The 13,009-nt window shown below is 45.6% G+C and carries 10 protein-coding genes; 9 read left to right on the forward strand and 1 reads right to left on the reverse strand.

Annotated features, from left to right (window positions below; translation table 11 throughout):
• Window positions 1-296: 296 nt before the first annotated feature.
• The 8 genes from argC (at window position 297) to V3S16_RS16630 (ending at window position 11,342) form a co-directional block, all read left to right on the forward strand.
• On the forward strand, window positions 297-1,334 hold the full coding sequence (gene argC / locus V3S16_RS16595; RefSeq protein WP_413886962.1) for an N-acetyl-gamma-glutamyl-phosphate reductase: 1,038 nt from the start codon (window positions 297-299) through the stop codon (window positions 1,332-1,334).
• Between the two features lie 258 nt (window positions 1,335-1,592).
• Window positions 1,593-2,501 carry a bifunctional methylenetetrahydrofolate dehydrogenase/methenyltetrahydrofolate cyclohydrolase FolD gene (folD, locus tag V3S16_RS16600; RefSeq protein ID WP_413886964.1) on the forward strand — a complete coding sequence of 303 codons (909 nt, stop codon included), beginning with the start codon at window positions 1,593-1,595 and terminating at the stop codon, window positions 2,499-2,501.
• A 444-nt stretch (window positions 2,502-2,945) separates the two neighbouring features.
• Window positions 2,946-3,872 carry a M23 family metallopeptidase gene (locus tag V3S16_RS16605; protein WP_413886966.1) on the forward strand — a complete coding sequence of 309 codons (927 nt, stop codon included), beginning with the start codon at window positions 2,946-2,948 and terminating at the stop codon, window positions 3,870-3,872.
• 587 nt (window positions 3,873-4,459) lie between these two features.
• Window positions 4,460-6,985, forward strand: a complete 2,526-nt coding sequence (secA, locus tag V3S16_RS16610) for a preprotein translocase subunit SecA (protein WP_413886968.1) — start codon at window positions 4,460-4,462, stop codon at window positions 6,983-6,985.
• 368 nt (window positions 6,986-7,353) lie between these two features.
• The gene (clpS, locus tag V3S16_RS16615) at window positions 7,354-7,668 is read left to right on the forward strand and encodes an ATP-dependent Clp protease adapter ClpS (protein WP_413886970.1); all 315 of its coding nucleotides are present in this window, start codon (window positions 7,354-7,356) and stop codon (window positions 7,666-7,668) included.
• Between the two features lie 3 nt (window positions 7,669-7,671).
• Window positions 7,672-9,909, forward strand: a complete 2,238-nt coding sequence (gene clpA, locus V3S16_RS16620; RefSeq protein WP_413886972.1) for an ATP-dependent Clp protease ATP-binding subunit ClpA — start codon at window positions 7,672-7,674, stop codon at window positions 9,907-9,909.
• Between the two features lie 122 nt (window positions 9,910-10,031).
• Window positions 10,032-10,643, forward strand: coding sequence for a leucyl/phenylalanyl-tRNA--protein transferase (gene aat / locus V3S16_RS16625; protein ID WP_413886974.1), 612 nt, complete (start codon window positions 10,032-10,034; stop codon window positions 10,641-10,643).
• A gap of 369 nt (window positions 10,644-11,012) precedes the next feature.
• The gene (locus V3S16_RS16630; RefSeq protein ID WP_413886976.1) at window positions 11,013-11,342 is read left to right on the forward strand and encodes an HIT domain-containing protein; all 330 of its coding nucleotides are present in this window, start codon (window positions 11,013-11,015) and stop codon (window positions 11,340-11,342) included.
• Between the two features lie 163 nt (window positions 11,343-11,505).
• Here V3S16_RS16630 and larB read toward each other — a convergent pair whose 3' ends face one another.
• Window positions 11,506-12,255, reverse strand: coding sequence for a nickel pincer cofactor biosynthesis protein LarB (gene larB, locus V3S16_RS16635; protein ID WP_413886978.1), 750 nt, complete (start codon window positions 12,253-12,255; stop codon window positions 11,506-11,508).
• Window positions 12,256-12,515: 260 nt separating this feature from the next.
• Between larB and kdsB the strand changes: the two genes are divergently transcribed.
• Window positions 12,516-13,009: 3-deoxy-manno-octulosonate cytidylyltransferase (kdsB, locus tag V3S16_RS16640; protein WP_413886979.1), on the forward strand; the 494-nt coding region annotated here is incomplete at its 3' end.

Raw genomic sequence — 13,009 nt, forward strand, 5'->3', positions numbered from 1 at the left:
AGTGTTCAATTTGGATTTGTTTTACATTACATGTTTCACTTTTTACAAATTTATCGGATTTAATCGTCTTAAAAACCTCTTGATACTTTTATGGAATTGGGATGCTTAAGTGAGCTTTTGTAGTAACTAACTTTGGAGTAATGGAGTGTTGGAGTGATGAAAAGGAATACCCATATATCAAATCATCACCGGACATTACTCCAATACTCCATTACTCCATCGACCCATGGATCAACTATGCAATTAGGAATAACCAACATGATTATTAGAAAAATGGCGATGAATAAGGGGGTATTATGACCAGGATTGGTGTAATCGGTGCAACGGGATATGCGGGTGCCGAGCTTGTTCGCATACTTTGCACTCATCCCGATATCGAACTGACTGTTCTTACTTCCCGGCAGTATGCCGGCGAAAGGTTTGACAGGGTGTATCCTGCAATGGCGGGTTTTGTCGACCTTGTTTGCGAAGAAGTTTCCGTGGAGCGTGTTTGTGACCGGGCGGATCTGGTCTTCACGGCGCTTCCCCACAAACTTCCCATGTCAATCGTCCCCGAGCTAATTCAAAGGGGCAAGAAGGTCGTCGACTTTAGCGCCGATTTCAGATACAAGGATGCCGCAATTTATGAATCGTTTTACCAGCCGCATACGGCCAGGGATTTATTAGCAAAAGCAGTTTACGGGCTTTGTGAAATCTTTTTTGATGAAATTAAAAACGCCGACATTGTCGGTAATCCCGGATGTTACTCCACCAGCGTTCTTTTGCCGCTGATACCCCTGTTGAAAGAGCAATTATTAGATTTTGAGACAATAATTGCGGATTCAAAGTCCGGGGTTAGCGGTGCCGGGCGATCACTGGCGCTGACAACGCATTTTTGCGAAGCCAACGAATCCTGCAAAGCTTACAAAGTTGCCGAGCACCGCCACAACTCGGAGATGGAAGCAGTATTGGGACTGGTACTTGCCAAACCGGTCAACCTGTCATTTGTACCGCACCTGGTCCCCATGACCCGGGGGATATTAACGACCATATATGCTGTTCCGACTGAGCAGCTCAGCCCTGAAAAAGTTCGAGACTGCCTGGCTGCATATTATTCGAACCGCCGGTTTGTCCGGATATGCCCGGACGGCCGTCCGCCCGATACCATGCATGTTAAGGGGAGCAATTATTGCGACATCGGGTTCAAGATCGATCAGCGCAACAACCGGTTGATCCTGATGTCGGCCATCGACAACATGGGGAAAGGGGCGGCCGGGCAGGCTGTCCAGAATATGAATATCATGTTGGGACTCGATGAATCCGCCGGACTGATGGCGGCACCTTTTCCATTTTAAATCAGGAAACAATTGCGGCATACGTCTGTTCTTTCTAACGGATCCCTAATACACTCAAACAACACACGCTTTAAAAAAAGATCATCCATTCCGCTGACAGATAATACTCTATGATAAAAACTCCCTGACCCCTCATATTAAATACGATTTGATTGACATTAATAATTTAATGGTCTAAACAAAAACGGTTTTCCAATCATGATGACGGAATAAAGATTTTTGAATAAATCTATAATCATTTATGAAAGGAGATTAAAAATGTCTGCAAAACTGATTAAGGGAACTGAAATCAGGGACGAGATTCTTAAAGAGATTGAAGCCGAGGTTAATGAAGTTAAAGAAAAACACGGTGTTGTACCCGGCCTTGTAACCATTATGGTCGGCGAAGACCCGGCTTCTATTTCTTATGTAACCGCGAAAATTAAAACCGCCCAAAAGCTTGGTTTTAATGAAATCCAGGACAGTCAGCCGCCGGATCTTTCCGAAGAGGCGCTTCTGGGCCTTGTTGACAAATACAACAAGGATGATTCCATCCATGGTATCCTGGTACAGTTGCCTCTACCCGACCAAATCGATGAGAAAAAGGTTCTCAATGCCATCGATCCTGATAAGGATGTGGATGGATTCCACCCGGTAAACGTTGGGCGCCTGATGATCGGCGGTGCGGAAGTTAAGTTTCCTCCCTGTACGCCGGCAGGCATTCAGGAAATGATTGTTAGGGCCGGTGTTGAGACCAGCGGGGCCGAAGTTGTTGTTGTGGGGCGCTCGAATATTGTCGGCAAACCTATAGCCAATATGATGTTACAGAAAGGTGAAGGCGCCAATTCAACGGTTACAGTTGTTCATACCCGCACAAAAGATCTGGCCGGCCATTGTAAACGCGCAGACATTCTGATTGTTGCCGCCGGTGTTCCCGGACTGGTGAAACCCGAGTGGATCAAACCGGGTGCCTGCGTCATTGATGTAGGTGTCAACAGGGTCGGAGAAAAGATCAGTGAAAAGACCGGCAAAAAGATTGCGATTTTAAGTGGTGATGTTGACTTTGATGCTGCCAAGGAAATTGCCGGTTGGATTACCCCGGTGCCGGGTGGTGTTGGCCCCATGACCATTACCATGCTGATGAAAAACACCTTAAAATCCCTTAAATTCAGTTTGGGGATCGCCTAAAATGATATAAAATTGGGGTTGATTTTATGTCCTGAAGCCTCCGAGTAAAACTTGATGGCCTCGTAAAAAGTCCCATCTACTGCGCTTGTCCGCCTCAGGCGGGTTGTAGTATTTTTGCAGACATTAGGCATACTACATGTATGGCCTCGTTCCTGAAAAAATACTACGCCTTGTATATGAACCTTTTTACTTAGCCATCTCTAATTGAATGCGACTTTTTACGAATTCATCAAGGTCAAAAGTATTAAAAAAATTAACTAAAACAACTTAAATCATTGACATTTGTATTTAATTCATGATAATAGTTATAAATAAAATTTAGTTCGCATGAAGTTGTGTAATCTGTTGAAATTAAAAGTTATTTAAAGTCCCACCTTTGTAAAAAGTATAAAAAGAAAGGTAATTTGAGCACAAAACAGGACTGTTCACTAAAGTTATTTGATTATGCGCAAAAAAATTTCCTTTTTTATTCTAAGTAATACCAGCTCCCCAGTCAAACAATTTACCGTTTCCAGGGCTATGCTTCGCTTTTTAGGCGTTTTGTTTGCGGCCAGCCTGGTCTTACTAACCTATGTTATTTATGATTATTCCAACCTCAAAAAAACTGTTTCCGGCCACCCGGAACTACAGATCATAATTTCTCAGCAATCGGATGAAATCGCCGGCCAGCGCAACCAGGTTCAAAAGTTTGCCGATGAGATTACGGCCTTAAAATTCAAGCTGATTGCCTTGAACGATTTTGAAAAAAAGATACGCATTATCGCCAACATTGAGAAAACGACTGATCAAGACAGCCTTTTTGGTGTCGGTGGTTCAATTCCCGATGATCTTGATACCAAAATTCCGCTGACTGAAAAACATAACAGCTTGATGCGCGAAATGCATGCGCAGACCAGGCAACTCGAGCTCGCATCCGGCAAGCAGCAGGAAGGGTTTGAATCTCTTTTCACTTTTCTGCAAGATCAGCGCAATCTGTTATCCTCCACACCGGCAATTCGCCCGGTCAAAGGATGGACCACTTCCGCATTCGGCAATCGCATATCACCCTTCACCGGCCTGCGCGAATTCCATAAAGGGTTGGATATTGCCACGCGTATGGCAACACCCGTTATTGCTACGGCTGATGGCATTATTAGCTTTACAGGTACCAAAGGGTTATTGGGCAAGCTAGTTGCAATTGATCACGGTCATGGAATCGTCACCCGCTATGGACATCTTAAAAAGATATTTAAAAAACGCGGTGAAGCCGTAAAACGGGGTGATATGATTGGACGTGTTGGTCTCTCAGGTCGAACTACCGGCCCGCATGTACATTATGAGGTTCTTTTGAACGGAATTCCGGTAAGCCCTATAAAATACATTTTGAACTAAATATTTCAGTTTTTTCTTTCCTTGTTTGACCTCGTCTATCTATAACCGTTTGACGCACCGCAAATATTCCCTTTTTATTTAGTCCTGACAAACCTGGTCCTCTGGGCCAAGCCTGCCCCGCCTTGCGGGGGTCAGAGATATCTGGCTCTGCCAAAGACCGTTAAAAGGGCCTAAAGCCCGCCCTGGCGCGACCCGAATATATATGATGTATCCTATGCATCCTTCAAAATCTGGCTTTTTGAGTAAAGCGTATTGGTGATCGGTCTGGACCAGGGTTTGAAGTGAGCTAGCCTGTCGAGAGCCTCAGGTCGAACGAAGTGAACTAAAGCCAAACAAAGTTGTGCCCGTTGGCCCGTTATGACCGTTAGCCCGTAATTTAATACCGGACAACGGGCTAACCGGTTAACCGGCTAACCAGACATAGGCACTTAATGCACTGTAATTATTAACCCCTTCCAGGGGTAAACCAAAACCGGGTCCTCTGAGCCCGGATTCTTTACTTGCATCATTGTGATAGTTGAATTATTTTATTAAAATAAGCAGCCCAAAACGCATCATTAACTAAGTACCAGGAGGAAGTTTTATTAATGGTCATAAATTTTTTAACAAAAGTTTTTGGAAGCAAAAACGAACGGGAATTAAATAAAATTAGGCCCGCAATTGAGAGGATTAATGCTCTGGAACCGGAAATTCAGTCCATGAGTGATGCCACGCTCAAAAACCAGAGGGTGTTATTCAAAGAACGAATACAAAACGGTGAATCGCTTGATGATATTCTTGCGGAAACCTTTGCAACAGTCAGGGAGGCCTCGATACGCACGCTTGGAATGCGGCATTTTGATGCCCAGTTGATCGGTGGTATTAGTCTTCATCAGGGAAAAATCGCTGAGATGAAGACCGGTGAAGGTAAAACACTGGCCGCTACCCTTCCGGCCTATCTAAACGCCTTAAGCGGTCGGGGCGTCCATATTATTACCGTGAACGATTATCTGGCTAGGCGTGATACGGAATGGATGGGTCATATTTATAATTTTTTAGGTCTTTCGGTCGGCTCGATATTGCACGGTTTGGATGATAATGAGCGCAAAGCGGCATACAGTGAAGATATCACGTATGGGACCAATAATGAGTTCGGCTTTGATTACTTGAGAGATAACATGAAGTTTTCCAAGGTTGAAGTTGTCCAAGGCGAGCTTAACTTTGCCATCGTTGATGAAGTAGACAGTATCTTGATTGACGAGGCCCGAACCCCTTTAATCATTTCCGGTCCGGCCGAGAAATCGACAGATCTTTACCGTCGGGTTAACAGCATAATTCCTCGCCTGGTTCTTGATAGCGACTATACACTGGATGAAAAAGCCCGGGCAGCCATCTTGACAGAAGAAGGTATTGCTAAAGCAGAGCAAGTGCTAAAGGTTGACAACCTCTACGATGCCAGAAATATTGAGCTGCTGCATCATATTAACCAGGCTTTAAAAGCCCACACCCTGTTTAAACGTGATGTCGACTATATCGTCAAAAATAATGAAGTGATCATCGTCGATGAATTTACCGGGCGCCTGATGCCCGGGCGCCGCTACAGTGAGGGGTTGCACCAGGCGCTTGAAGCCAAAGAGAACGTCAAAATAGAAAACGAAAATCAGACTCTGGCCACTGTTACCTTTCAGAACTATTTCAGAATGTACAACAAACTGGCCGGAATGACCGGTACGGCCGATACGGAAGCTGCTGAATTTAAAAAAATATATGATCTTGATGTCCTGGTTATCCCTACCGACAAACCCATGATAAGAACCGATTATCCGGATGTGATCTACAAAACCAAGCAAGAGAAATTCAATGCCGTTTTGAATGAAATCGTCGAACTTAATCAAAAAGGTCAACCGGTTCTGGTTGGCACTATTTCCATTGATATTTCCGAAAATTTAGCTAAAAAATTAAAAAAAAGAGGCATCAAACATACGGTATTGAATGCCAAAAATCATGAAAAGGAAGCTGAGATCATTGCCATGGCCGGCCAGAAGAATGCGGTTACGATTTCAACCAATATGGCAGGTCGCGGAACTGACATCGTACTGGGAGAAGGTGTGACTGAACTTGGCGGGCTTCATATCATAGGTACTGAACGGCACGAGAGCAGACGTATCGATAATCAGCTCAGAGGCCGGTCCGGACGGCAGGGCGATCACGGTTCATCACGGTTTTATCTGGCTCTGGAGGACGATCTTTTACGGATATTCGGAGGGGAACGTATAACCAATATTATGGACAAATTGGGTTTGGAAGAGGACGAGCCCATCGAGGCTAACATCATCAGCAGAGCCATTGAAAGTGCTCAAGGCAAGGTCGAGGGCCACAATTTCGATATTAGAAAACAATTGTTAGAATATGATGATGTGATGAATCAGCAGCGTGAAGTTATCTACCGGCAACGCCGTGAAGCTCTCGATGGAAAAAGTCTGAAACCAGCCATTGAAGACATGATCAGTGAAAAGGCTGAAGAGATCGCAGATTTTTTTGTCGATGACAGGACCCTGGCTGAAGAATGGGACTGGAAAGGGATTAATAAAGCGGTCTTCAAGCAGTTTAGCTTCCGCCCTGGCAATCCGGACGACGACACCCTGAACGCGTTGACCCGCGAAGGACTGGCGGAATTGATTTTTGATTTTAGCATCCAAAAATATAATGAAAAGGAGGCTGTAGTTGGAACTGATGATTTCAGAAACCTGGAACGTATTATCATGCTGCAAACCGTAGACAGCCTCTGGAAGGACCATCTTCTTAGCATGGATCATCTAAAAGAGGGTATCGGTCTGCGAGGCTACGGGCAGCAGAATCCCTTAATTGTATATAAAAAGGAAGGGTTTGAACTGTTTCAGGACATGATCTCCAGGATTAAGGAAGAGACGCTGAGTATCCTGTTCAGAATTCAGATATCTGAACCTGAAAGAATAGCGGATTTACGACGGCCTAAGGAGCAGAATCTCTCATTTTCCGGTGGTGATGAACCTGAAAAGAAAAAACCGGTTCGGCGCACCGCAAAAAAAATCGGCCGTAACGCACCATGTTCCTGCGGAAGCGGGAAAAAATACAAGAAGTGCTGTGGCCGGTAGGGCACATTAGATAAAATCGCTCCGCGATTTTATTTGATTAGCCCCTTTACAAGGCCGGATATTAATTGTTATATTTAGGGTAACCGTTCACGGGTTCAAAGGTTCAGGGTTCAGCGTTCAGCCTGCGACGAGCTACATTCGGCCTGAGCTCATGTCGAAGGCAGCCGAGTCGGGTTAATCGCTTCGCGCTTTTTTCCTATACCATTAATTCCATAGGGGTAATTAAATGAGGGGATCAACCTCTGAACCTTTGAACATTGAACCTTTGAACCCAACTCTTTGATCAGAAATGGCGCGTTTTGTCCAAAATTTTCCCCGCAATCTGTCATTGTTTACGAGGTCTGTGGGTCAGATGGGAGAAAGGTTCAATGAGTGAGTATAACCCTGAACTGGAAGAGGAGGTCGATTCCGAAATCCGGGACGAATTACGCGAACCTCCCATGTACAGAGTTTTGCTTCACAACGATGACTATACTGCAATGGATTTTGTTGTAGAAATTCTTATGCTTGTTTTTAATAAATCGCCTGAGGAAGCAGTAAATATTATGCTGAACGTTCACCGTAAGGGGATAGGTCTGTGCGGCGTATACACATATGAGGTGTCTGAAACCAAGGTGGAAACTGTACATGCCGTAGCCCGTGGACAAGGTTTTCCCCTGAAATGTACTATGGAGAAAGAATAAGTCATGATCAATAAACAACTTAGCGAAACGCTTGGTGTTGCTGTCAGAGAAGCAAAAAAGAGGCGCCATGAGTATGTCTCTATTGAGCACTTGCTGTTTGCTATTCTGTTCGACAGCGACGGCGCGGAAATTATTGAAACCGGCGGTGGTAGTGTCGAGAACCTTAAAAACGCCCTTGAGATATTTTTCAATGAACGCATGGAAAGCCTGCCCGAAGGGGATGAATATGTCCTGCAACAGACCGTCGGTTTTCAACGCGTTATTCAAAGGGCGGTAAATCAGGTTCGTTCGGCTGAAAAACAAGAGGTTTCGGTTGGTGATATCCTGGCATCGATTTTTTTGGAAAAAGATTCCCATGCCGAGTATTTTTTGAATGCTGAAGGCATTACCCGCCTTGATGTTTTAAATTACATTTCCCATAACGTTGCCAAAATACCTTTCAAGGAAGAGCTGGAAGGGCCGGTAAAAACTGCGAAAGACACCAAGAAAAAGAAAGCTGATCCCCTTGAACTTTTCACTATCGATCTTGTCGAGCAGGCCGCCCAGGGAAAGCTTGATCCCCTGATCGGCCGAGAACTTGAAATCGAACGGACGATTCAGGTGTTGTGCCGACGACGTAAAAACAACCCGGTTTATATCGGTGATCCCGGCGTTGGGAAAACCGCTATGGCCGAAGGGTTGGCGCTTAAGATAAACGCCGGAGCTGTTCCTGATTTACTTAAAGATGTTCGCATCTATTCACTTGATCTTGGCGGACTGTTGGCCGGTACAAAGTTTCGCGGTGATTTTGAGCAGCGCTTAAAAGGGGTGCTGGCCGCGTTGAAAAAGAAAAAAAATGCGATTTTATTTATTGACGAGATACATACAACGGTCGGGGCCGGGGCCACCAGCAGAGGTTCCATGGACGCATCCAATATATTGAAGCCGGCTTTGCAGACCGGTGACTTGCGGTGTATTGGTTCGACCACCTTTGAGGAATACAAGAATTTTTTTGAAAAAGATCGGGCTTTTTCTCGTCGTTTTGAGAAGATTGAAATTTTTGAACCACCGGTTCCCGAAGCCATTCAAATTTTGAAAGGACTGAGATCTCGCTATGAGGACCATCACGGCATTGTTTATACCGACCAGGCTCTGAAAGCCGCGGTTGAACTATCCGTCAAATATCTCCATGACCGTTATTTGCCGGACAAGGCCATTGATGTGATCGATGAAGCCGGGGCGTATGTTAGACTTTCGGGTGGTTCTCACAGAAAGAAAATCAACCCTAAGGATATTGAAAAAATTGTGGCCAAAATGGCCAGAATCCCGGCCATCAGCGTATCAATACCCGACAAAATAAAATTGGAATCTCTTGGTGATAGTCTCAAGAAAGTCGTTTTCGGACAGGATGAAGCCATTAAATCCCTGGTTACTGCCATACAGCGCTCCCGTGCAGGCCTGGGAACTCCCGGCAGACCCGTGGGATCTTTTCTGTTTACCGGCCCTACCGGGGTCGGCAAGACAGAAGTGACCCGGCAGGTGGCGATAGTTTTGGGCGTTCAGTTCCTGCGGTTTGACATGAGCGAGTATATGGAAAAGCATGCCGTGGCCCGGCTGATAGGTGCCCCCCCGGGTTATATCGGCTTTGAACAGGGGGGACTTTTGACGGACGGTGTGCGTAAGCACCCTTACAGCGTTCTGTTGCTGGATGAAATTGAAAAAGCGCATCCGGATATGTATAATATATTGTTGCAGGTTCTGGATCATGCTACCCTGACAGACAATAATGGGAAGAAGGCCGATTTCAGAAACGTTATCATCATGATGACATCCAATGTCGGCACCAGAGAAATGAGCAGCCAGACCATCGGTTTTGGTGATACGCAGTATGATACCAAAGACAAAGGAAAAAAGGCTGCTGAAAAGTTTTTCAGCCCGGAATTCAGAAACCGCCTGGACGGTATCATCCACTTCAATGCGCTGAATTCGGAGATCATGAAGCTGGTGGTGGACAAGTTTATGCAAGAGCTGAAAGGGCAGTTGTCCTTAAAAAAGGTCTCATTAAGCTACTCCGACAATGCACGCGCGTGGCTGGCCCAGAATGGTCATGATCCCCGTTACGGAGCAAGGCCGCTGGGCCGGGTGATACAAACGGAAATTAAAGACATCCTCACCAGCGAGATTCTGTTCGGGTGCCTTGAAAAAGGAGGCGAAGTCTTCGTGGACCTTGAAGATGAAAAGCTGACCTTTGACTTTAGTTAGTGTCCATCCATAAATCCGGTTGAACCTCAACGACCCAACCATCTACATAATACATGCCGGTTTTTCTGTTATCCGATAAAATAGAATTTCCCCCGCCCTATCTTGCCCCTAAGGAAGGTTTATTGGCTGTAGGCGGCGATCTGAGCCAGGAGCGCCTTCTGCTGGCCTATAGCATGGGAATTTTTCCATGGTACTCTGATGGTGAACCGATTCTGTGGTGGTCACCCGATCCGCGCCTGGTGCTGTATCCTGAAGAGATCCGGATTTCAAAAACCCTGAAGAAAATCATCAAGCAAGACAAGTTCCACCTAACCATTGATACGGCCTTTGATCAGGTCATAAATTCGTGTGCTCAAATTCGAATCGAAAAGAATGAAGGAACCTGGGTTGTTCAGGAGATGATCGATGCTTACTGCCGGCTACATGCTGCCGGGTTAGCTCATTCAGTGGAGGCCTGGTACAAAGGAGGGCTGGCCGGCGGGATATACGGGGTTTCAATGGGGAAATGTTTTTTTGGTGAATCCATGTTCAGTCGTATCAGCAATGCTTCCAATATAACATTAGTCAAACTTGTAGAACATTTAAAAACATTATCCTTTGATATGATGGACTGCCAGATTACCACGGCGCATTTGATCCGTTTCGGCGCCAGGGAAATGCCGCGGGATATTTTTTTAAAACAGCTCAAAAAATCCCTGGAAGCACCGACCAGGAAGGGGCGGTGGTCATTTTAGTTTCCATTCATAAATGGCTATTTTATATCTCTCACAGAGCTCACAGAGCACACAAAGCTTTGATCTGGATTGCTGAGAGGGCAATCCAGATCAAACTAAGATCCAGCTTCACTGGAAGTTTGCTTTTAAGGGTTGAACATTTGTTCTGATTTTCCTCTCAAAAAATCAGAACAAAAAAATAATTTTTGTGAACTCTGTGGACTCGAGCGAAGCGGGCGAGAGAACTATAAATACAGTATGTTAAAATGGTATAGCTAATGTATTGAATTATGTTTTGTTACATTGACTTCGGTGAAAATCGGATGAAGAAGAGACGACATAGCGAGAGTTGAACGAGTTCAATTTAGGCTCAAGAAAGGATGGGTTGCAATGGAGAAAAATTGTACGTTCTGTAAAATTTTAAGCAAGGAGATTCCGACGGAGTTATTGTTCGAAAACGAGACCTTAATTGTATTTAAGGATATTAATCCGATTGCCCCCACTCATCTTTTGGTTGTTCCCAGGAAACATATCCGCAGCATTAATGATTTGATAGCGGATGACAGCGAGATCGTATCTGAAATTATCACAAATGCAAGAGACATGGCCCAAAAAATGGGGATAGCGAAATCCGGCTACAAGCTTTTTTTTAACGTTGAAAGGGGAGGGGGCCAGGTTATTTTCCATTTGCATCTGCATCTGGTCGGTGGTTGGAATTAAGTGAAGATACCACAAGATGCTTGATACTGGTCTCTGGATACTGGATAAAATGATGAATTCCTTATTTTCCTATCCAGCATCGAGCAGCCAGCATCCAGAATCGCGGAGCCTGGTCGCTTTGGTATACCTAGAGCGGGAAACTGGCAGGGGAGGCGGAGCATCGCTAGCTTCGGTTGATGACAGACGCCACATATCCGGCGCCGAATCCGTTGTCGATGTTTACCACGGCAACATTGGAACTGCAGCTGTTTAACATGGCAAAAAGGGCCGTCAGTCCTCCCAGGCTGACTCCGTAGCCAACACTGGTGGGAACGGCAATGACCGGCCGGCTGACCATGCCGGCGACCACGCTGGGGAGCGCTCCTTCCATTCCGGCCACTACAATCAAGACCGATGCCTTATCGATCATGGTTTGATGGTCAAGCAGACGGTGAATGCCGGCTACGCCGACATCAAAAACCGATTCCACGCGATTGCCCATAGCCTCAGCGGTTAAATAAGCTTCTTTGGCAATCGGGATGTCGGATGTTCCGGCCGAGAGCACCAGAATGGTCCCTTTCCCCTGGATCGGCATCTTTTTTTTCTCCAGGATGACCATGCGTGCGTCCTGGTGGTAGACTGCCTCGGGAAAGTGTGAAACTACTTTGCCGGACTGATTTTGATCGATGCGCGTCACCAAGACGATATTTTCCTGGTGCAGCATTTTTTCCATGATACCAATAATTTGGTCAGAGGTTTTCTCCTGACCGAAAATCACTTCGGGAAACCCCTTGCGCAGGCTGCGATGATGGTCTATATGGGCATAGTTGATGTCTTCGAATGACAGATTTTTTAGTGTTTTGGCAGCCTCTTCGACCGAAGTTTTGCCGGCGGCTACATTACTAAGGATCTGAAGCAGCGATTCTTTATCCATTTAACAAGCACCCTTTACCTTTGTAAAGAAATTTGAGATTTTAAAAGCGGTTATCGATACCTTTAACTAGTGGACACTAACTAATAATCATAGCCCGGTCAATAAAATCCTTATTAAGGCGAAAGGGCGGTGCCGCAGCCCAGAGGGCTGTGGTTTACCCGCCAGGCGGGTAAACTTTTCGCTTATTAGATCCCGTCCCGCTTTCAGCAGGGCGGGAGTTTTATAAAATCGTAACACGATTTTATTTTTGGAGAGTATTCATGAAGGTTATTGTAATTATTCCTGCCAGATATAGCTCAACCCGCTATGAAGGTAAACCTCTTAGTCCTATTCATGGTAAATCGATGATCCAGCGAGTATATGAGTGCGCTAAACTGTCTGAAATTGTTGCGGATGTTACGGTTGCCACTGATGATCAGCGCATTTATGATGCCGTCCTGGAGTTTGGCGGCCAAGCTGTCATGACAGGTGCGGACAACCGTACAGGTACCGATCGAGTGGCGGAGGCCGCAGCCAGGATAGGCCTTGATCCTGATGACATAGTGGTAAACATTCAAGGGGATCAGCCCTGTGTTGTGCCCCAGCATCTAAATGATGTTGTCAGCCCTTTTATGAACGAAGCAGGTGTTGAAATCAGTACGCTGGCCTTTAAAATTGTCAATAAAGACGAGATAACCGATCCCAGGCATTGTAAAGTGACCATAGATAACCAGGGATATGCGCTGTACTTTTCCAGATCACCGATTCCCTGCGC

The sequence above is a fragment of the Candidatus Desulfatibia sp. genome (genome assembly GCF_036446775.1).
GTDB lineage: Bacteria > Desulfobacterota > Desulfobacteria > Desulfobacterales > UBA11574 > Desulfatibia_A.

Excerpts from the sequence above, each read along its gene's own strand:
- argC (WP_413886962.1), top strand. The coding sequence starts at position 297 with ATGACCAGGATTGGTGTAATCGGTGCAACGGGATATGCGGGTGCCGAG.
- folD (WP_413886964.1), top strand. The coding sequence starts at position 1,593 with ATGTCTGCAAAACTGATTAAGGGAACTGAAATCAGGGACGAGATTCTT.
- V3S16_RS16605 (WP_413886966.1), top strand. The coding sequence starts at position 2,946 with ATGCGCAAAAAAATTTCCTTTTTTATTCTAAGTAATACCAGCTCCCCA.
- secA (WP_413886968.1), top strand. The coding sequence starts at position 4,460 with ATGGTCATAAATTTTTTAACAAAAGTTTTTGGAAGCAAAAACGAACGG.
- clpS (WP_413886970.1), top strand. The coding sequence starts at position 7,354 with ATGAGTGAGTATAACCCTGAACTGGAAGAGGAGGTCGATTCCGAAATC.
- clpA (WP_413886972.1), top strand. The coding sequence starts at position 7,672 with ATGATCAATAAACAACTTAGCGAAACGCTTGGTGTTGCTGTCAGAGAA.
- V3S16_RS16630 (WP_413886976.1), top strand. The coding sequence starts at position 11,013 with ATGGAGAAAAATTGTACGTTCTGTAAAATTTTAAGCAAGGAGATTCCG.
- larB (WP_413886978.1), bottom strand. The coding sequence starts at position 12,255 with ATGGATAAAGAATCGCTGCTTCAGATCCTTAGTAATGTAGCCGCCGGC.